19 protein-coding genes are annotated in these 18,578 nt (G+C 71.8%); 8 read left to right on the top strand and 11 right to left on the bottom strand.

Annotation, left to right across the window (positions count from 1 at the left end):
• Positions 1-24: 24 nt before the first annotated feature.
• On the top strand, positions 25-744 hold the full coding sequence (locus K7G60_RS19975; protein ID WP_225802308.1) for a FadR/GntR family transcriptional regulator: 720 nt from the start codon (positions 25-27) through the stop codon (positions 742-744).
• Here K7G60_RS19975 and K7G60_RS19970 read toward each other — a convergent pair.
• The 3 genes from K7G60_RS19970 to fabG all read right to left on the bottom strand — a co-directional run bounded on the left by K7G60_RS19970 (position 683) and on the right by fabG (position 2,757).
• Complete coding sequence (locus K7G60_RS19970) at positions 683-1,099, bottom strand: hypothetical protein (protein ID WP_225802307.1); 417 nt, start codon at positions 1,097-1,099, stop codon at positions 683-685. The genes K7G60_RS19975 and K7G60_RS19970 overlap by 62 nt on opposite strands.
• A 156-nt stretch (positions 1,100-1,255) precedes the next feature.
• The gene (fabI, locus tag K7G60_RS19965) at positions 1,256-2,032 is read right to left on the bottom strand and encodes an enoyl-ACP reductase FabI (RefSeq protein ID WP_225802306.1); all 777 of its coding nucleotides are present in this window, start codon (positions 2,030-2,032) and stop codon (positions 1,256-1,258) included.
• A gap of 5 nt (positions 2,033-2,037) precedes the next feature.
• Positions 2,038-2,757, bottom strand: coding sequence for a 3-oxoacyl-[acyl-carrier-protein] reductase (gene fabG / locus K7G60_RS19960; protein WP_225802305.1), 720 nt, complete (start codon positions 2,755-2,757; stop codon positions 2,038-2,040).
• A 251-nt stretch (positions 2,758-3,008) separates the two neighbouring features.
• On the opposite strand from fabG, the gene K7G60_RS19955 reads away from it, so the two are divergent.
• Genes K7G60_RS19955 through tyrS form a run of 3 tightly spaced genes read left to right on the top strand, consistent with a single transcriptional unit; the run spans position 3,009 to position 7,240 of the window.
• On the top strand, positions 3,009-4,532 hold the full coding sequence (locus K7G60_RS19955) for a TldD/PmbA family protein (protein ID WP_225802304.1): 1,524 nt from the start codon (positions 3,009-3,011) through the stop codon (positions 4,530-4,532).
• Positions 4,529-5,920, top strand: coding sequence for a metallopeptidase TldD-related protein (locus K7G60_RS19950; protein ID WP_225802303.1), 1,392 nt, complete (start codon positions 4,529-4,531; stop codon positions 5,918-5,920). Before K7G60_RS19955 ends, K7G60_RS19950 begins: the two co-directional genes overlap by 4 nt.
• Positions 5,921-5,974: 54 nt before the next feature.
• The gene (tyrS, locus tag K7G60_RS19945; RefSeq protein WP_225802302.1) at positions 5,975-7,240 is read left to right on the top strand and encodes a tyrosine--tRNA ligase; all 1,266 of its coding nucleotides are present in this window, start codon (positions 5,975-5,977) and stop codon (positions 7,238-7,240) included.
• A 136-nt stretch (positions 7,241-7,376) separates the two neighbouring features.
• Here tyrS and K7G60_RS19940 read toward each other — a convergent pair whose 3' ends face one another.
• Complete coding sequence (locus tag K7G60_RS19940) at positions 7,377-7,652, bottom strand: GlsB/YeaQ/YmgE family stress response membrane protein (RefSeq protein WP_225802301.1); 276 nt, start codon at positions 7,650-7,652, stop codon at positions 7,377-7,379.
• A gap of 169 nt (positions 7,653-7,821) precedes the next feature.
• Here K7G60_RS19940 and K7G60_RS19935 point away from each other — a divergent pair, with 169 nt between their 5' ends.
• Both K7G60_RS19935 and K7G60_RS19930 read left to right on the top strand, forming a co-directional pair.
• Positions 7,822-8,148: a DUF3099 domain-containing protein gene (locus tag K7G60_RS19935; RefSeq protein ID WP_225802300.1), complete on the top strand. Its 327-nt coding sequence runs from the start codon at positions 7,822-7,824 to the stop codon at positions 8,146-8,148.
• A 134-nt stretch (positions 8,149-8,282) separates the two neighbouring features.
• Positions 8,283-8,519 carry a hypothetical protein gene (locus tag K7G60_RS19930; protein WP_225802299.1) on the top strand — a complete coding sequence of 79 codons (237 nt, stop codon included), beginning with the start codon at positions 8,283-8,285 and terminating at the stop codon, positions 8,517-8,519.
• 3 nt (positions 8,520-8,522) lie between these two features.
• Here the strand turns inward: K7G60_RS19930 and moaA are convergent, their stop codons facing one another.
• The 3 genes from moaA to K7G60_RS19915 form a co-directional block, all read right to left on the bottom strand.
• Positions 8,523-9,512 (bottom strand): GTP 3',8-cyclase MoaA, encoded by a 990-nt coding sequence (gene moaA, locus K7G60_RS19925; protein WP_225802298.1) that lies wholly within the window; start codon positions 9,510-9,512, stop codon positions 8,523-8,525.
• Between the two features lie 151 nt (positions 9,513-9,663).
• Positions 9,664-11,289 carry a cation acetate symporter gene (locus K7G60_RS19920; protein ID WP_225802297.1) on the bottom strand — a complete coding sequence of 542 codons (1,626 nt, stop codon included), beginning with the start codon at positions 11,287-11,289 and terminating at the stop codon, positions 9,664-9,666.
• On the bottom strand, positions 11,286-11,657 hold the full coding sequence (locus K7G60_RS19915; protein WP_225802296.1) for a DUF485 domain-containing protein: 372 nt from the start codon (positions 11,655-11,657) through the stop codon (positions 11,286-11,288). Before K7G60_RS19915 ends, K7G60_RS19920 begins: the two co-directional genes overlap by 4 nt.
• A 273-nt stretch (positions 11,658-11,930) precedes the next feature.
• Between K7G60_RS19915 and K7G60_RS19910 the strand changes: the two genes are divergently transcribed.
• Both K7G60_RS19910 and K7G60_RS19905 read left to right on the top strand, forming a co-directional pair.
• Positions 11,931-13,463, top strand: coding sequence for a S8 family serine peptidase (locus K7G60_RS19910; RefSeq protein ID WP_225802295.1), 1,533 nt, complete (start codon positions 11,931-11,933; stop codon positions 13,461-13,463).
• A 90-nt stretch (positions 13,464-13,553) separates the two neighbouring features.
• Positions 13,554-14,852 (top strand): CoA transferase, encoded by a 1,299-nt coding sequence (locus K7G60_RS19905; RefSeq protein ID WP_225802294.1) that lies wholly within the window; start codon positions 13,554-13,556, stop codon positions 14,850-14,852.
• 231 nt (positions 14,853-15,083) lie between these two features.
• On the opposite strand, the gene K7G60_RS19900 is transcribed toward K7G60_RS19905, so the two are convergent.
• The 4 genes from K7G60_RS19900 to K7G60_RS19885 all read right to left on the bottom strand — a co-directional run bounded on the left by K7G60_RS19900 (position 15,084) and on the right by K7G60_RS19885 (position 18,564).
• The gene (locus K7G60_RS19900) at positions 15,084-16,127 is read right to left on the bottom strand and encodes a zinc-dependent alcohol dehydrogenase family protein (protein WP_225802293.1); all 1,044 of its coding nucleotides are present in this window, start codon (positions 16,125-16,127) and stop codon (positions 15,084-15,086) included.
• 18 nt (positions 16,128-16,145) lie between these two features.
• Entirely contained in the window at positions 16,146-16,811 is a 666-nt protein-coding gene (locus K7G60_RS19895) for a lysoplasmalogenase (protein WP_225802292.1), read from the bottom strand.
• Positions 16,808-17,695, bottom strand: coding sequence for a sterol desaturase family protein (locus K7G60_RS19890; protein ID WP_225802291.1), 888 nt, complete (start codon positions 17,693-17,695; stop codon positions 16,808-16,810). Before K7G60_RS19890 ends, K7G60_RS19895 begins: the two co-directional genes overlap by 4 nt.
• A 152-nt stretch (positions 17,696-17,847) precedes the next feature.
• Positions 17,848-18,564: a VIT family protein gene (locus K7G60_RS19885; RefSeq protein WP_225802290.1), complete on the bottom strand. Its 717-nt coding sequence runs from the start codon at positions 18,562-18,564 to the stop codon at positions 17,848-17,850.
• Between the last annotated feature and the right edge of the window lie 14 nt (positions 18,565-18,578).

Raw genomic sequence — 18,578 nt, 5'->3', positions numbered from 1 at the left:
CTCGAACTAATGGGAAGGCGCTCCATGGCCCTCGGTCACCCCCGGCGCACCGGTCTCTCCGACCAGGTGATCGCCGAGCTGCGGAACCAGATCACCTCCGGCGAGTGGCCGGTGGGTTCGCGCATCCCGACCGAGCCCGAACTGGTCGAGCAGCTGGGCGTCGCCCGGAACACCGTGCGCGAGGCGGTCCGCGCGCTCGCGCACAACGGCCTGCTCGACATCCGTCAGGGCTCGGGGACCTACGTCGTCGCCACCAGCGAGCTGGCCGGTGTCATGCACCGGCGCTTCGCCGGCTCCGACCCCCGACACGTCGCCGAGCTGCGCTCCACGCTGGAGTCCGCCGCGGCCCGGTTCGCGGCCGAGCGGCGCACGGAGCGGGACCTGAAGCAGCTGGACGCCCTGCTGGGCCGCCGCGAGGAGGCGTGGGAGTCGGGGGACGCGGAGCGGTTCGTGACGGCCGACGCGGCCTTCCACCACGCGGTCGTCGCCGCCTCGGGCAACGAGGTGCTGACGGAGCTCTACGCGGACCTGGGCGATCTGCTGCGGGACTGGCTGCGCGACGACGTGGGGCGGGTGCTGCGGCCGGAGAACCACATGGACCACGCGCGCCTGGTGGACGCGATCCGCGAGGGCGACGCCGAGCGGGCGGGCACCGAGGCGGCAGGCTACCCCTTCATGTGCCTCAGGAGCCCCGTACCGGAAGCGGGCCGGGAGCAGGGGGCGGATCCGCTGGCTGGTGCGTGATCCAGGCGGACCGGACCTCCTTCCAGCAGCGGCCGGTGACCTGGACGTAGTCGGCGGGGCCGACCTCCACGGGGGCGCTGTCGCCGTCGAGGTCCCACCAGCGGTCGCACTCGACGTGGAGGCGGACGCGGTCGGCGCGGGGGTAGGGGTTGCTGCAGTGGGCGGTGACGCGGGAGCCCTCGACGAGGGTGCGGCAGGAGGCTCCGAAGTCCTCCGGCTCCCCGGTCGCGGGGGCGGTGGCCGGGAGCTCCTCGGCAGGGGCGGGAGCGGCCCGCAGCTCGGTGGCGACGGCTGTCCCGGTGATCAGAACGGCCACGGAGGCGATCGCCCCGAAGCCGTTGCGTATCGCGCGCATGCCCGTACCTCCTCCCCGTCAGCAGCAGAACATCACGCTCTGCCTCAGTCTGGGGTGGTTCGGGCTGATTTTCGAGTCGTGCAGGAGTTGCGGAACGGCGAGGGCCGTGTGTCCGCCATCCGGCGGACACACGGCCCTTTCCGCTGTACGGGGCGGTTACGCGCCGATGGCGTGCAGACCGCCGTCCACGTGGATGATCTCGCCCGTGGTCTTCGGGAACCAGTCCGAGAGCAGCGCGACGATGCCGCGGCCGGCCGGCTCCGGGTCCGAGAGCTCCCACTCCAGCGGGGAACGGCTGTCCCACACGGAGGCCAGCTCGCCGAAGCCCGGGATGGACTTCGCGGCCATGGAGCCGAGCGGGCCCGCCGAGATCAGGTTGCAGCGGATGTTCTGCTTGCCGAGGTCGCGCGCCATGTAGCGGCTGGTGGCCTCCAGGGCGGCCTTGGCCGGGCCCATCCAGTCGTACTGCGGCCAGGCGAACTTCGCGTCGAAGGTGAGGCCGACGACCGAACCGCCCTCGGACATCAGCGGCAGCAGCGCCATGGTCAGCGACTTCAGGGAGAAGGCGGAGACGTGCATGGCGGTGGCCACGGACTCGAACGGCGTGTTGAGGAAGTTGCCGCCGAGCGCGTCCTGCGGCGCGAAGCCGATGGAGTGCACGATGCCGTCGAGGCGGTCGCCCAGGTGCTCGCGGACCTGGCCCTCCAGGCGGGCGAGGTGCTCGTCGTTCGAGACGTCGAGCTCGAGGACCTTGACGTTCTCGGGCCTGGGGAGCTTCTTGGCGATGCGCTCGGTCAGCGTCGGCCGCGGCCAGGCGGTGAGGATGATCTCCGCACCCTCCTCCTGGGCCAGCTTCGCGGCGTGGAAGGCGATGGAGGACTCCATCAGCACACCGGTGATGAGGATGCGCTTGCCCTCGAGAATTCCGCTCATGGTGATCAGTGACCCATGCCCAATCCGCCGTCAACCGGGATGACGGCTCCAGTGATGTACGAGGCGTCGTCGGAGGCGAGGAACTTCACCGTCGCGGCGATCTCCTCCGGCTGCGCGTAACGGCCCAGCGGAACCTGGGACACGATGCCCGCGCGCTGGTCGTCGGTGAGGACCTTGGTCATGTCGGTGTCGACGAAACCGGGCGCGACGACGTTGAAGGTGATGTTGCGCGAGCCGAGCTCACGCGCGAGGGAGCGGGCGAAACCGACCAGGCCGGCCTTGGAGGCGGCGTAGTTGGCCTGGCCCGCGGAGCCCAGCAGACCGACCACCGAGGAGATCAGGACGACACGGCCCTTCTTGGCGCGCAGCATCCCGCGGTTGGCACGCTTGACGACCCGGAAGGTGCCGGTGAGGTTGGTGTCGAGGACGGACGTGAAGTCCTCCTCGGTCATGCGCATGAGGAGCTGGTCCTTGGTCACGCCGGCGTTGGCCACGAGGACCTCCACCGGGCCGTGCTTCTCCTCGATCTCCTTGTAGGCCGTCTCCACCTGCTCCGCGTCGGTGATGTCGCACTTGACGGGGAGGCAGCCGAGCTCGACCAGGGCGGCCGGGGGCTCGCCGGAGCGGTACGTGATCGCGACCTTGTCGCCGGCCTCGGCGAACGCGCGGGCGATGGCGAGGCCGATGCCCCGGTTTCCTCCGGTGACGAGAACCGAGCGGCTCAACGGATCACCCTTTCGATAGCGGTCTGGTAGCCGAAAACCTATCGGTACCGCTCCCGACATGAGGAATCGACCTCCGACAGTGGCGTACGGGTGTCACTGTCGGATCCCTACAGCTCGGGGCCGGTACGGACCGGCCCACGGCTTCGCCCTGGGCGCACTCCGATCCAATGCGCGGACTCGGCCGCCCGTGCCGTGATTGACTTCCGGACAGATCAACCGCCGTCTTCCGATCGCCGAGAGCGAGGCCGCTCGTGGTCCATCAGATCGACCCTTCGTTCGTCGCGCTGCCGTTGCGGGCGCTCGCCGACGCGGCGCTCGCCCGAGCGCGCGCGCTGGGTGCCGAGCACGCGGACTTCCGCCTGGAGCGGGTGCGCAGCGCCTCGTGGCGGCTGCGCGACGCCAAACCGTCCGGGTCCTCGGACACCACTGACCTCGGCTACGCGGTGCGGGTGGTGCACGGCGGTGCCTGGGGCTTCGCGTCCGGCGTCGACCTGACGATGGACGGGGCCGCGCGGGTCGCCTCGCAGGCGGTCGCCATGGCCAAGCTGTCGGCGAAGGTGATCGCGGCGGCCGGCTCCGACGAGCGTGTCGAGCTGGCCGAGGAGCCGGTGCACTCCGAGCGCACCTGGGTGTCCTCGTACGAGATCGACCCCTTCTCCGTCCCCGCCGAGGAGAAGAGCGCGCTGCTCGCCGACTGGAGCGCGCGGCTGCTCCGGGCGGAGGGCGTGGCGCACGTGGACGCCTCGCTGCTGACCGTCCACGAGAACAAGTTCTACGCGGACACGGCCGGCACCGTGACCACCCAGCAGCGCGTCCGGCTGCACCCGCAGCTCACGGCGGTCGCCGTGGACGAGACGACCGGCGAGTTCGACTCGATGCGGACGATCGCGCCGCCGGTCGGGCGGGGCTGGGAGTACCTGACGGGGACCGGCTGGGACTGGGACAAGGAGCTCGACGAGATCCCGGGGCTGCTCGCCGAGAAGATGCGGGCGCCGAGCGTGGAGGCGGGCCGGTACGACCTGGTCGTCGACCCGTCGAACCTGTGGCTGACGATCCACGAGTCCATCGGGCACGCCACCGAGCTGGACCGGGCGCTGGGCTACGAGGCGGCGTACGCCGGCACCTCGTTCGCCACCTTCGACCAGCTGGGCAAGCTGGCGTACGGCTCCTCGATCATGAACGTGACGGGTGACCGGACCGCCGAGCACGGTCTCGCCACGGTCGGCTTCGACGACGAGGGCGTCGAGGCGCAGAGCTGGGACCTGGTGAAGGACGGCACGCTCGTCGGCTACCAGCTGGACCGGCGGATCGCGAAGCTCACGGGCCTCGGCCGGTCGAACGGCTGCGCCTTCGCCGACTCCCCCGCGCACGTCCCGGTGCAGCGGATGGCGAACGTCTCGCTCCAGCCGGATCCGGGCGGTCTGTCGACGGAGGACCTGATCGGGGGCGTGGAGCGCGGCATCTACGTGGTCGGCGACCGGTCCTGGTCGATCGACATGCAGCGCTACAACTTCCAGTTCACCGGCCAGCGCTTCTTCCGCATCGAGAACGGCCGGCTCGCCGGGCAGCTGCGGGACGTGGCGTACCAGGCGACGACCACCGACTTCTGGGGCTCGATGGAGCAGGTCGGCGGCCCGCAGACGTACGTCCTCGGTGGCGCCTTCAACTGCGGCAAGGCCCAGCCGGGCCAGGTCGCCGCCGTCTCGCACGGCTGCCCGTCCGCCCTCTTCCGGGGCGTCAACATCCTGAACACGACGCAGGAGGCCGGTCGATGAGCCGCGTCAGCAAGCCGTACGAGATCGTCGAGCGGGCCCTGGAGCTGTCCCGCGCGGACGGGTGTGTCGTCATCGCCGACGAGGAGTCCTCGGCCAATCTGCGCTGGGCCGGGAACGCGCTCACCACGAACGGCGTGACCCGCGGCCGGACGCTCACCGTGATCGCGACCGTCGACGGCGCCCAGGGCACCGCCTCCGGTGTCGTCTCGCGGTCCGCCGTGACCGCCGACGACCTGGAGCCGCTGGTCCGGGCCGCCGAGGCCGCCGCGCGCGCCGCCGGGCCCGCCGAGGACGCCCAGCCGCTGGTGGAGGGCGTGCCCGCCTCGCCCGACTTCACGGACGCCCCGGCGGAGACCTCCTCCGCCGTCTTCACCGACTTCGCCCCGGCGCTCGGCGAGGCCTTCGCACGCGCGCGTGCCGGCGGACGCGAGCTCTACGGCTTCGCCAACCACGAGCTGACCTCCACCTACCTGGGCACGTCCACGGGGCTGCGGCTCCGCCACGACCAGCCCAACGGGACCCTGGAGCTGAACGCCAAGTCCCCCGACCGCTCGCGCTCCGCCTGGACCGGGCGCTCGACCCGGGACTTCAAGGACGTCGACCCGGCCGCGCTCGACGCCGAGCTGGCGACCCGCCTCGGCTGGGCGGAGCGGCGGATCGAGCTGCCCGCCGGGCGGTACGAGACGCTGCTGCCGCCGACCGCCGTGGCCGACCTGATGATCTACCAGCTGTGGTCCTCGGCGGCCCGGGACGCGGTGGAGGGCCGTACGGTCTTCTCCAAGCCCGGCGGCGGCACCCGGCTCGGCGAGACGCTCTCCCCGCTGCCGCTGACGCTGCGCAGCGACCCGAACGAGCCGGGCCTGGAGTCCTCGCCGTTCGTGATCGCGCACTCCTCCGGCGACGACTCCTCCGTCTTCGACAACGGTCTGCCGGTCGGGCCGGTCGACTGGGTGACGGCCGGCAGCCTGGCGCACCTGATCACCACCCGGCACACGGCGGGGCTTACTCAGTTGCCCGTGGCCCCGGGAGCGGGGAACCTGATCCTGGACGGCGGTGGCGAGCGCTCCCTGGACGAGATGGTGGCCGCGACGGAGCGCGGCCTGCTGTTGACCTGCCTCTGGTACATCCGCGAGGTCGACCCGGCGACGCTGCTGCTGACCGGGCTGACCCGGGACGGCGTCTACCTCGTCGAGAACGGCGAGGTGGTCGGCGAGGTGAACAACTTCCGGTTCAACGAGTCGCCGGTGGACCTGCTGTCGCGGGCCACGGAGGCGGGCCGTACGGAGAAGACGCTGCCGCGCGAGTGGAGCGACTGGTTCACCCGGGCCGCGATGCCCTCCCTGCGGGTGCCGGACTTCAACATGAGCTCGGTCAGCAAGGGGGTCTGACCCGCCTAGACTGAGTCGTCGTAGCACTACAACTTTCTGAGGAGACGGACGATCGTGACGGACATCGTCGACGAGCTGAAGTGGCGCGGGCTGTTCGCCCAGTCCACCGATGAGGACGCACTGCGCAAGGCTCTCGCGGACGGTCCCGTCACGTTCTATTGCGGTTTCGACCCGACCGCGGCCAGTCTCCACGTCGGCCACCTGGTCCAGGTCCTCACCGTCCGCCGGCTCCAGCAGGCCGGGCACCGGCCGCTGGCGCTGGTCGGCGGGGCCACCGGCCAGATCGGTGACCCGCGGCCGACGGCCGAGCGCACCCTGAACGACCCCGAGACGGTCGCGAACTGGGTGAACCGGCTGCGTTCGCAGATCGAGCCCTTCCTCTCCTTCGAGGGGGAGAACGCGGCGGTCATGGTGAACAACCTGGACTGGACCGCCGGGATGTCGGCGATCGAGTTCCTGCGGGACATCGGCAAGCACTTCCGGGTCAACAAGATGCTGACCAAGGACTCCGTCGCCCGGCGCCTGGAGTCCGAGCAGGGCATCAGCTACACCGAGTTCAGCTACCAGCTGCTCCAGGGCATGGACTTCCTGGAGCTGTACCGCCGCTACGGCTGCACGCTCCAGCAGGGCGGCTCGGACCAGTGGGGCAACCTGGTGGCCGGCCTGGACCTGATCCACCGCCTGGAGCCGGGCGCCGAGGTCCACGCCCTCGCGACCCCGCTGATGGTCAAGGCGGACGGCACCAAGTTCGGCAAGACCGAGAGCGGGGCCGTCTGGCTGGACCCGGAGATGACCACGCCGTACGCGTTCTACCAGTTCTGGCTGAACGTGGACGACCGGGACATCTCGACGTACATGCGGATCCTGTCCTTCAAGTCCCGCGAGGAGCTGGAGGAGCTGGAGGCGCAGACCGCCGAGCGGCCGCAGGCGCGTGCCGCACAGCGGGCGCTCGCCGAGGAGCTCACCACCCTGGTGCACGGCGCCGAGCAGTGCGCCGCCGTCATCGGCGCCTCCAAGGCGCTGTTCGGGCAGGGCGACCTGGCCGAGCTGGACGAGCCGACGCTCGCCGCCGCGCTGTCCGAGCTGCCGCACGCGCGCGTGACCGGGCTCGGCCAGGTCGTGGACCTGTTCGCCGAGGTCGGTCTCGTGGCGAGCAAGTCGGCGGCGCGGCGCACGGTGAAGGAGGGCGGGGCCTACGTGAACAACGTGAAGGTGACCGCCGAGGACGCCGAGGTGTCGGCGGAGGAGCTGCTGCACGGCCGCTGGCTGGTGCTGCGGCGCGGCAAGAAGAACCTGGCGGCGATCGAGTTCGCCGGCTAGCGGGATCACGGGAGAGGCCCGGTACGCGCGGTGCGCCGTACCGGGCCTCTTTCCGTAGCCAGGCGCCGTAGCCAGGCGCCGTAGCCAGGCGCCGTAGCCAGGCGCCGTAGCCGGGCGCCGTCGCCGGGCGCCCTCGTCAGGCGCGCTGTCTGTTGCCCCTGATCGAGGCCCACAGCATGTCACCCACGCCGACCACGGCGACGGCGCCGATCAGCTGGAGCAGGTGCCGGGTCCAGTCGATGCCCTTGGTGTCGTTGACTCCGATCCAGGTCGCGACCGCGTTTCCGAGCACGCTGCCGAGAATGCCGAACACGGTCGTCAGCCACAGCGGGATCTGCTGCTTCCCGGGCAGGATCGCCTTCGCGATCAGACCGAGGACGAATCCCACGATGATCGCCCACAACCAACTCATCGTCGCCTCCTAGTGCGCATGTGGGCCCAGTCTCGACCCGTCGGCCATACGACGCATGTCGGACACCGCCGTACGTGCCCCGGTCTCGTCGGCCCGGCGGGGCGGGCGTACGGTGGAAGGAGGTCCGGACCGGGGAGGGTCCGGCACGACCTGTGGGTGGTGAACGGCGATGCCGAAGCATGGCGGGACCGAGGTCTTCCGGATCACGGGAGCCCGGCAGGGGCTCGCCGACGACGTGCGGGGGCGACAGCGGCGCTACGTCATCTCGATGACGGTGCGGACGTTCTCCGTGATCGCCGCGACGGTGCTGTGGAACGTGGAGCGGCACGTGGCCTTCGTGGCGCTGGGCCTGGGCCTTCTGCTCCCCTACATCGCCGTGGTGATCGCCAACGCGGGACGCGAGAGGGCTCCGTCCCTTCCCTCCACCTTCGTCCCCACTCCGGAGCGCCCCGCGCTCGACGCTCCGAACCTCAAGAAAACCTCAGATCAATCATGACGATCCGGTGCACCGCACCCCATGTGCCGTGACATACTGCCTACGCGCTCCGCATCCCCCGTCGGAGCGACGGACCGATGCCGGGCAGCTCCCCCCGTGGCTGCCCGGCATCGCTGTTGCTGGACAATGATCGGGTGATCAACGGTCCCGTGAGTGAAGAGAAGCCGATCTGTTCCGCCAAGGGGTGCCACGCCGACGCCGTCTGGGTCCTCGCGTGGAACAACCCCAAGCTGCACACGCCCGAGCGCCGCAAGACCTGGCTCGCGTGCGAGGAGCACCGCGAGCACCTCTCCCAGTTCCTGGGGGTACGGGGCTTCCTGAAGGACGTCGTGCCGCTGGGCGAGTGGGAGTCCGGCTCCCCGGCCTCCTAGACGTCAGCCGCCGATGGCCGACATCGGGCGCTCGGGCTGGAGGAAGCTCGGGTCGTCGAGGCCCGAGCCGGCCTTCTTGCCCCACATGGCCTTCTTCCAGATCTCCGCGACCGTCTCGTCCGGGGCGTCCGAGCGGAGCGCGGCCCGCAGGTCGGTCTCCTCGGTGGCGAAGAGGCAGGTGCGCACCTGTCCGTCGGCGGTGAGGCGGGTGCGGTCGCAGGCCCGGCAGAACGGGCGGGTGACGGAGGCGATGACGCCGACCGTGTGCGGTCCGCCGTCGACCACCCAGCGCTCGGCGGGGGCCGAGCCGCGCTCCTCGGAGCCTTCCGGCGTGAGGGCGAAGCGGGTGCGCAGCGACTCCAGGATGTCCCCGGCGGTGATCATGCCGTCGCGCTTCCAGCCGTGCTGGGCGTCCAGGGGCATCTGCTCGATGAAGCGGAGCTCGTACCCCTCCTGGATCGCCCAGGCCAGCAGGTCGGGGGCCTCGTCGGCGTTGAGGCCGGGCATCAGGACGGCGTTGACCTTGACCGGGGTGAGGCCGGCCTCCCTGGCGGCGGCCATGCCGTCGAGGACGTCCTGGTGGCGGTCGCGCCGGGTGAGGGTCTTGAAGACGTCGGGGCGCAGGGTGTCGAGGGAGACGTTGACCCGGTCGAGGCCGGCCGCCTTGAGGGCGGCGGCGGTGCGCTTGAGTCCGATGCCGTTGGTCGTGAGGGACATCCGGGGGCGGGGCTCCAGGGCGGCGCAGCGCTCGACGATCCCGACGAGGCCGGGACGGAGCAGCGGCTCGCCGCCGGTGAAGCGGACCTCGGTGACGCCGAGGTCGGTGACCGCGATGCGGATCAGCCGGACGATCTCGTCATCGGTGAGGAGGTCCGGCTTGGCGAGCCACTGGAGGCCCTCCTCCGGCATGCAGTAGGTGCAGCGCAGGTTGCACCGGTCCGTGAGCGAGACGCGCAGGTCAGTGGCCACACGGCCGTAGGTGTCGATGAGCACTGTGGGCCCCCTCCCCGTATTCCGGATGCGTGTTCTTCGAGCCTACGTGAGCGCACGGACAACGAGCAGGGCAGATTGTCACGAGGACCGACGCGGCCGCGTCGTAGAACTCTACGACACGGCCGTCCGGCGGTCGCGGACCGTATACGGTTCAGTGCGCTCCGACTCCGGTGAGGGACTTGACCTCCAGTTCCGCGTACTTGCCCTTGTCCGGCTCCTCCTTGGAGAGGATCGAGCCGAGCCAGCCGAGCAGGAAGCCGAGCGGGATGGAGACGAGGCCGGGGTTCTCCAGCGGGAACCAGTAGAAGTCCACCGTCTTGAACATCGACGTGGGCTTGCCGGAGACGACCGGCGAGAAGAGCACGAGGACGACGGCGGAGATCAGGCCGCCGTAGATCGACCACAGGGCGCCCTGGGTGGTGAACCGCTTCCAGAAGAGCGAGTAGAGGATCGTCGGCAGGTTGGCCGAGGCGGCGACCGCGAAGGCGAGGGCGACCAGGCCGGCGACGTTGAGGTCGCGGGCGAGGGCGCCGAGCGCGATGGAGACGACGCCGATGAGGACGGTCGCCCAGCGGGCGGCCCGCACCTCCTCCTTCTCGGTGGCCTTTCCGCGCCGGATGACGTTGGCGTAGATGTCGTGCGCGAAGGACGAGGAGGAGGCCAGGGTCAGGCCGGCGACGACGGCGAGGATGGTCGCGAAGGCCACGGCGGAGATGACGGCGAGGAGGACCGCGCCGCCGGTGGAGTCGGGTCCGCCGCCGATCTCCAGGGCGGCGAGCGGGGCGGCCGTGTTGCCCGCCTTGTTGGAGGCGACGATGTCGCTGTTCTTGAGGAGGGCGGCGGCGCCGAAGCCGAGGACGATCGTCATCAGGTAGAAGGCGCCGATGATGCCGATGGCCCAGTTGACGGACTTACGGGCGGCCTTGGCGGTCGGCACCGTGTAGAAGCGGATCAGGATGTGGGGCAGGCCGGCCGTGCCGAGGACGAGCGCGATGCCGAGCGAGAGGAAGTCCAGCTTGGAGGTGGCGGTGGCGCCGTACTTGAGGCCGGGCTCCAGGAAGGCGTCGCCCTTGCCGCTGTTGGTGGCGGCCGCGCCGAGCAGCTCCGAGATGTTGAAGTGGAACTTGAGGAGGATGAGGAAGGTGATCAGCAGCGTGCCCGCGATGAGCAGGACCGCCTTGACCATCTGCACCCAGGTGGTGCCCTTCATGCCGCCGATCGTCACGTAGACGATCATCAGGAGGCCGACCAGGGCGACGATCGCGATCTTGCCGCCGTCGCTGGTGATGCCGAGCAGGAGCGAGACGAGGACGCCCGCGCCCGCCATCTGGGCGAGCAGGTAGAAGATCGAGACGACGATGGTCGAGGTGCCGGCGGCGGTGCGGACGGGGCGCTGGCGCATCCGGTAGGCGAGGACGTCGCCCATGGTGAACCGGCCGGAGTTGCGCAGCGGTTCGGCGACCAGGAGCAGGGCGACGAGCCAGGCGACGAGGAAGCCGATCGAGTACAGGAAGCCGTCGTAGCCGAAGAGGGCGATGGCTCCGGCGATGCCGAGGAAGGACGCGGCGGACATGTAGTCGCCGGAGATCGCGAGGCCGTTCTGGAAGCCGGTGAACTGGCGTCCGCCGGCGTAGAAGTCGGCGGCGCTGCGGGTCTGGCGGCCGGCCCAGACGGTGATGACGAGGGTGGCGACGACGAAGGCCGCGAAGAGCGTGATGATCAGGGGCCGGTGCTCGGTGGTGGCGTTGCCCGCCGCGAGCAGGACGGGGGTGCTCATGCGTCGGCCTCCATACGGTGCTTGATGGCCTCGGCCCTGGGGTCGAGCCGGTTCGCCGCGTGCCGCGAGTAGAGCCAGGCGATGAGGAACGTGGTGGCGAACTGGCCGAGGCCGAGGACGAGGGCCACGTTGACGTTGCCGAAGACCTTGGTCCCCATGAAGCCGCCCGCGTAGTTGGAGAGCAGCACGTAGAGCAGATACCAGGCGATGAAGGCGACGGTCAGGGGAAAAGCGAACGAACGGTATGTACGGCGCAGTTCGCCGAATTCCTCGCTTTCCTGCATCTCGACGAATTCCTCCGTCGTGGGCGACGCGGGACCGTGGTCGGTCTCCGTGTCATTTCTGGGCGGCGGTGCTTCGGTGGCCACGGAATCTCCTCGGGACGCGGGGGCGGGCGGCATGGTCAAGGGGGCCTCACCAGGGGTGCGGAGAGCGGGGCTCCGAGCGGAGCCCCTCCCCTGACCAACGGCACGGAGCCGGAAGCGAAGCGGTTCACCGGCGGGATTTTCTTGAACAGATCTTCATGAAGTCTTCTCAACTCATTGAAGCTTCGGGAAGATCAGCGATAACTTCACTCGTCATGCACCTGCCCACGCGCAAACCCGCGCGCGGACAGTACATACGGATGATGTGGAGAACCCATGGCTCATCTGGGATCGAGGCGCGGCCGAGCTCTTGCTCTGCCGGTTGGTCTCGCGCTCACGGCCTCGCTCGGCTTCCTCGCCCCCGGCGCCGCCTCCGCCGCGGAACTGAGCGACGCTCCGGCCACCGTGGCCACGAACGGCCCGAAGCTTTCTTACGTCGTCAACATCGAGGGCGGCCGCTGGACCGGCGCCTCGGTGAAGAAGGCGATCGCCGCCGCGGGCGGCGAGGTGGTCATCTCGTACGACCAGATAGGCGTCATCGTCGTCCACTCGCAGAACCCCGAGTTCGCGAAGACGATCCGCCAGGCGCCCGGCGTGGTGTCGGCCGGTGCGACCCGGACCGCCCCGCTCTCCGTCCAGTCCGACGACTCCGTCGACGAGGGCGCGCAGGCGCTGACCCCGGCCGAGGCCAAGGCCGCCGCGGCCGCCGCCACGGACGGTCAGGACCCGATGGAGCCCCTGCAGTGGGACCTCCCGGCGATCAAGGCCGACAAGGCGCACAAGAAGACCCTCGGCAGCAGCCGGGTCACCGTCGGCGTCATCGACACGGGTGTCGACGACACCCACCCGGACCTGGCGCCGAACTTCGACGCGGCCGCGTCCGCCAACTGCGTGTCCGGCAAGCCGGACACCACCGCCGGCTCGTGGCGTCCGAACCCGGGCGAGAGCGACCACGGCACGCACGTCGCCGGCACCATCGGCGCCGCCAAGAACGGCGTCGGCATCACCGGCGTCGCCCCGGGCGTCAAGATCTCCGGCATCAAGGTCTCCACCCCGGACGGCTTCTTCTACACCGAGGCCGTGGTCTGCGGCTTCGTGTGGGCGGCCGAGCACGGCGTCGACATCACGAACAACAGCTACTACACCGACCCGTGGATGTTCGCCTGCAAGAACGACGAGGACCAGAAGGCCCTCATCGAGGCGGTCACCCGTGCCACCCGCTACGCGGAGAAGAAGGGCACGGTCAACGTCGCCGCGGCCGGCAACTCCAAGTTCGACCTGGCCGCCGACTCGATCCTCGACAACAGCAGCCCGAACGACACCACGCCGGGCGACCGGGTCATCGACCCGAAGGAGTGCCTCGACTACCCGGCCATGCTGCCGGGCGTCGTGACGGTCTCCTCGACCGGCGCCAAGGACCTGAAGGCGTCCTACTCCAACTACGGTCTCGGCGTGATCGACGTCGCCGCCCCCGGCGGTGACCGCACCGAGTACCAGACCCCGGACGCCCCGGCGGTCAACGGCCGCATCCTGTCGACCACGGTCAACGGCGGCTACAACTACAAGGCCGGCACGTCGATGGCCTCGCCGCACGCGGCGGGCGTCCTGGCGCTCCTCAAGTCGACGCACCCCTACGCGAGCCCGGCGGCGCTGAAGGCGCTGCTGTACGCGCAGGCCGACGACCGCGCCTGCACGAACCCGTACGACATCAACGGCGACGGCACCGTCGACGCCGTCTGCGAGGGTGACGTGAACAAGAACGGCTTCTACGGGGCCGGTCTGATCGACGCGCTGGACGCCGTGAAGTAAGCGGCAGCCGTGCACGAGGGCCCCGGTGTGGTGCGCCACACCGGGGCCCTCTCCACGTCCGCGGGTGGCACTGAGTGCCACACTGCGATCATGGACAGCACAGTGCGTACGGGTACGGAGTTGTTGTGGTCGGCCCTGGGCGGCGATCCCGCCCTCGTCGACCGCGTGGAGTACGGCGGGGTGTCCGGGCTGCTGCCCGCGCGGCTGCCGGTGATGGACCTGGCGCGCGCGACGGTCGCGGCCTGCTCGCTCGCCGCGGTGGAGCACGCCGGGCTGCCGGGGGCGGTGCGGGTCGACGACGGGGCCGTCGCCACCGCCTTCGTGAGCGAGCGTCACCTGCGGGTCGACGGACGGGCGCCGGTGAACTTCGCGCCGCTGTCACGGTTCTGGCGGGCGGCCGACGGCTGGGTCCGCACCCACGCCAACTACCCTCACCACAAGGCGGCGTTGCTGGCGGCGCTGGATGCGCCGGACTCCGTCGAGGCCGTGGCGGCGGCGATCGGCGAGCGGAAGGCCGTCGAGGTCGAGACGGCGGTGTACGCGGCCGGGGGCCTGGCCGTCGCCCTGCGCACGCCCGCGGAGTGGGCGGCGAGCGAGCAGGGCCGGGAGGTGGCGGCGCGGCCGCTGCTGACCCGGGAGCGGCTCGACGGGGCCGCGCCCCGGCGGCGCTCCGGCCCGCTGCGGGTCCTCGACCTGACCCGGGTGATCGCCGGGCCCGTCGCGACCCGGACGCTGGCGCTGCTCGGCGCGGACGTGCTGCGGATCGACCCGCCGGGCAACCCCGAACTGCCGGACCAGCACGCGGACGCGGGCGTCGGCAAGCGGACGGCCGCGCTCGACCTGGACCGGCCGTCGGACCGGCGCACCTTCGACGGCCTCCTCGACGCGGCCGACGTCCTGGTGACCGGCTACCGGCCGGGCGCTCTCGACCGGTTCGACCTGGAGCGTCCGGGCCTGGTGACCGCCCGCCTCTCCGCCTGGGGCGACTACGGGCCGTGGGGCGGGCGGCGCGGCTTCGACTCCCTGGTGCAGGTGGCGACGGGGATCGCCACCGTGGAGGGGTCGGCGGAGGAGCCGGGGGCGCTGCCGGCGCAGGCGCTGGACCACGGCACGGGGTATCTGCTCGCGGCGGCGGTGCTGCGGTCGCTGACCGAGCAGCGGGCGGAGGGCGGGAGCCGTCTCGTCCGCCTGGCCCTCGCGCAGACGGGGCACTGGCTCACCGGGACGCTGCCCCGGTACGAGCCGGAGCGGTACCTCGCGGAGTCGGAGGGGGCGTTGGGGCGGCTGCGGCACGCGCTGTCGCCCGTGTCGTACGAGGGCGGGCCTTCGGGGTGGACCCGGGCGCCGGGGATCGCGGGGGCGGACGCGGCGGAGTGGATCGGGGGCTGAGGGGCTCCCGCCCGCGGCCCGGTCGGCCCGCCCGCGGTTCCGGTTCCGCGCCGTCGGCCCGGCGGGAGGAGCCGGCCGACGGCGCCGGGCCGTACGGGGCGGGGCGGGCCGGTGCCCGGCAACGGGGGTGTGCCCGCCCTCCCCCGAGCTCTCGGCTTCGTGCGAGCAGGGCCCCCTCGCCCCGCGGAACGATCGCCCACACGGCGGGCAGCGGGCCCGGCCCTGCCCGCCCTACGGCTTGACCAGGACCTTCAGGGCCGTGCGCTCGTCCATGGCCTTGTAGCCGGCCGGGACGCCGTCCAGGCCGACCGTCAGGTCGAAGACCGGGGACGGGTCGACGGTGCCGTCCAGGACGTCCGGGAGGAGCTCCGGGATGTACGCGCGGACCGGGGCGACGCCGCCGCGCAGCGCGATGTTGCGGTCGAACATGACGGACAGGTCGAGGCCGGTGCCGCTGCCGTGCGGGACGCCGACGTAGCCGATGGAGCCGCCGTCGCGGGCGATCGCGACGGCCGTGCGCATGGACTGCTCGGTGCCCACGGCCTCGATGACGCCGTGGGCGCCCTGGCCGCCGGTGAGCTCGCGGACGGCCGCCTCGGCGGCCTCGCCGCGCTCGGCGACGACGTCGGTGGCGCCGAAGGCGCGGGCGATGTCGGTGCGGGCGGTGTGCCGGCCGAGCGCGATGATCCGCTCGGCGCCGAGCCGCTTGGCGGCGAGGACGCCGCAGAGGCCGACGGCCCCGTCGCCGACGACGGCGACCGTGGAGCCCTTCGTGACGCCCGCGCCGAGAGCCGCGTGGTGACCGGTGCCCAGGACGTCGGAGAGCGCGAGCAGCGCGGTCAGGAGCCGGTCGTCGGAGGCGGCGTCGGCGGGCAGCTTGACGAGGGTGCCGTCGGCGAAGGGGACGCGGACGGCCTCGCCCTGGCCGCCGTCGGAGCCGACCGATCCCCAGAAGCCGCCGCGCGGGCAGGAGGTCTGGAGACCCTCGGCGCAGTACTCGCAGGTGCCGTCGGACCAGACGAAGGGGGCGACGACGAGGTCGCCGGCGGTGAAGCCGGTGACCTCGGAGCCGGCCGCCTCGACGATGCCGAGGAACTCGTGGCCGATGCGCTGGCCGGGCTGCCGGGCGGACTCGCCGCGGTAGGCCCACAGGTCGCTGCCGCAGATGCACGCGCGCAGGACCCGCAGGACGACGTCCGTGGGCTCCTGGATCACCGGGTCGGGCACGTCCTCCACGCGCATGTCGAAGGGGGCGTGGATGGTGGTGGCGCGCATGCGGGGCGGTCCTTGCTGTCAGACGGTTGTACGACGTTCACCGTACATCGCGCGGAGCGCTCCCGCCGTCAGCAGGTACTGCGCCGCGACATAGGTCAGCATGACCCAGAAGTCGGGCACCGGCAGCTGGGGCCACTCGGCGACGCCGGTGGCGATGAGGGTGTCGGACAGCAGGAACAGGGCGCCGCCGAGACCGGCCGGGAGCCCGAGGGCGCCGGCGCGGTGGGCCATCGCGGTGAGCAGCAGCGAGTAGCCGGCGACGGGGATCCTCAGGTCGGCGGGGAGGCCGGGCCAGAGGAGCACGACGGTGCCGGCGAGCGCGGCCGCGTACAGGGCGCCGAGCGCCGGGGACGTACGCCTCCGTCCGAAGAGGACCAGGTAGCAGACGTGTCCGGCGGCGAAGGAGCCCATGCCGGCGAGGAAGGCCCAGTCGGCGTCGGAGAGCAGCAGGACGTCGCCGCCCCAGCCGAGGAGGAGCGCGGCGGTGAGCGGTCGCGGGGCGCCGTGGGCGACGGCGTACGCGGCGAGCAGGGGCATCAGGAGCGGTTTGGCGATCTGGTGGCCGAGGTCGGCGCCGGCGAGCAGGGAGCCCAGGTCGACGGCGGCCGCGAGCCCGAAGGCGGCCAGGAGCGCGCGGGAGGCGGTGGCCGGGACGGTGCGGGCGGCCGCGGGGACGGCGCTCACGCGGCGGCCTCGGGCGCGGGGGCCGCCGCGGCGGCGGGGCCCGTCCCGGCGCCCGGGGCCGGCTGCCGGCCCGGGCCCCGGAAGACCAGTCCGGCGCGCTCGCGCCAGCCGTGCGCGGCGCGCAGGTCGCGGGCGATGGCGGCGTACTCGTGGGTGGCGACGCGCAGCGGGTTGTAGGTCTCGATGTTCTTGGTGAGGCCGTAGACGGGCCGCTCGGTCTCGCCGGTCCAGGAGCCGAACACCCGGTCCCAGACGATGAGGACGCCGCCGAAGTTCCGGTCCAGGTAGCCGCCCTGGGAGGCGTGGTGGACGCGGTGGTGCGAGGGGGTGTTGAGGACGTACTCGAAGGGGCGGGGCAGCTTGTCGACGCGCTCGGTGTGGATCCAGAACTGGTAGACGAGGTTGACCGAGTAGCAGAAGGCGACGGCCGCCGGGTGGACGCCGAGGGCGATCATCGGCAGGTAGAACGGCCAGCCGGTGACACCGGTCCAGGGCTGGCGCAGGGCGGTGGAGAGGTTGAACTTCCGGCTGCTGTGGTGGACGACGTGGCAGGCCCAGAGGATGCGGATGACGTGGTGTCCGCGGTGCTGCCAGTAGTAGAGGAAGTCCTGCGCGAGCAGCATGAGCGGGATCGTCCACCAGAGGACGGGGACGCGGAGCGGGGTCAGCTCGTACACGGCGGTGTAGACCGCGACGACGGGGATCTTCCACAGCGCGTCGAAGGCGAGGCTCCCCAGGCCCATGCCGATGCTGGTGGCGGTGTCCTTGGCCTCGTACCCGGCGGCGTCCTCGTCGGGGTGGATCCGGTGGCCGGCCATCTCCAGGACGGTGAGCAGGACGAAGGCCGGTATGGACCAGAGCACGACGTCGGGCAGGTTCGGCATGCGTCGACGGTAGAGGCGGTGGCCGGAGGCGGCTAGACGTCGTTACCGACAAGTATGCGAGACGACTTGTCAGCAAGCTTTGGCGCCTTCCGACAAGCACCTCGGACCGTCGAGCGCCTCGGACCGACCAGCGCCTCGGACCGACCAGCGCCTCAGACGCCTGCCGCTCCCAGCAGGGACCCGGCGCCGTAGGTGACCGCCATCGCGAGGGCGCCGCCCCCCGCGTTGCGCAGGATCGCGGGGCCCGTGGGGGCGCCTCCGAGGCGGGCGCTCCACCAGCCGGTGAGGGCGAGGGCGGCGAGGACGGAGAGGACCGTGATCCAGAGGCGGGCGGAGGCCGGCGGGAGGACGATCGCGAGGAGCGGGAGCAGGGCGCCGACGGTGAAGGCGAGGAAGCTGGCGCCGGCCGCGTGCCAGGGGTCGGTGAGGTCGTCGGGGTCGATGCCGAGCTCCACGCGCGCGTGGGCGCGCAGGGCGTCGCGCTCGGTGAGTTGCTCGGCGGCCTCGCGGGCCACCTGCGGGGAGAGGCCGCGGGCGGCGAGGAGACCGGTCAGTTCGGCGAGTTCGACCTCCGGCTGTTCGCGCAGTTCGCGCTTCTCCTGGGCGAGCGCGGCCTTCTCCGAGTCGCGCTGGCTGGAGACCGAGACGTACTCCCCCGCCGCCATCGACATCGAGCCGGCGAGCAGCCCCGAGAGGCCCGCCGTGAGCAGGGCCGCCCGGGACTCGGTGGCGCCTGCGACGCCGACGACGAGTCCGGCGGTGGAGACGACGCCGTCGTTGGCTCCGAGCACGGCCGCCCGGAGCCAGTTGAGACGGGAGCCGAGGCCGCCGCCGTGGGCCTCGTCCTCGTGTACGGGAGCTTCAGTCACTCCAGGAGGGTCGC

Origin of the sequence: Streptomyces sp. NK15101 (assembly GCF_020400725.1) — a bacterium.
Lineage (GTDB): Bacteria > Actinomycetota > Actinomycetes > Streptomycetales > Streptomycetaceae > Streptomyces.
The sequence above is the reverse complement of the archived record's forward strand: the minus strand, read 5'-3'. Positions and strand labels throughout refer to the sequence as shown.

What these genes read in the sequence shown, in the direction of transcription:
- K7G60_RS19970 (WP_225802307.1), bottom strand. Translation starts at nt 1,099, where the DNA reads ATGCGCGCGATACGCAACGGCTTCGGGGCGATCGCCTCCGTGGCCGTT.
- K7G60_RS19910 (WP_225802295.1), top strand. Translation starts at nt 11,931, where the DNA reads ATGGCTCATCTGGGATCGAGGCGCGGCCGAGCTCTTGCTCTGCCGGTT.
- K7G60_RS19950 (WP_225802303.1), top strand. Translation starts at nt 4,529, where the DNA reads ATGAGCCGCGTCAGCAAGCCGTACGAGATCGTCGAGCGGGCCCTGGAG.
- K7G60_RS19920 (WP_225802297.1), bottom strand. Translation starts at nt 11,289, where the DNA reads ATGAGCACCCCCGTCCTGCTCGCGGCGGGCAACGCCACCACCGAGCAC.
- K7G60_RS19890 (WP_225802291.1), bottom strand. Translation starts at nt 17,695, where the DNA reads ATGCCGAACCTGCCCGACGTCGTGCTCTGGTCCATACCGGCCTTCGTC.
- K7G60_RS19905 (WP_225802294.1), top strand. Translation starts at nt 13,554, where the DNA reads ATGGACAGCACAGTGCGTACGGGTACGGAGTTGTTGTGGTCGGCCCTG.
- K7G60_RS19975 (WP_225802308.1), top strand. Translation starts at nt 25, where the DNA reads ATGGCCCTCGGTCACCCCCGGCGCACCGGTCTCTCCGACCAGGTGATC.
- fabI (WP_225802306.1), bottom strand. Translation starts at nt 2,032, where the DNA reads ATGAGCGGAATTCTCGAGGGCAAGCGCATCCTCATCACCGGTGTGCTG.
- K7G60_RS19900 (WP_225802293.1), bottom strand. Translation starts at nt 16,127, where the DNA reads ATGCGCGCCACCACCATCCACGCCCCCTTCGACATGCGCGTGGAGGAC.
- K7G60_RS19935 (WP_225802300.1), top strand. Translation starts at nt 7,822, where the DNA reads ATGCCGAAGCATGGCGGGACCGAGGTCTTCCGGATCACGGGAGCCCGG.
- K7G60_RS19940 (WP_225802301.1), bottom strand. Translation starts at nt 7,652, where the DNA reads ATGAGTTGGTTGTGGGCGATCATCGTGGGATTCGTCCTCGGTCTGATC.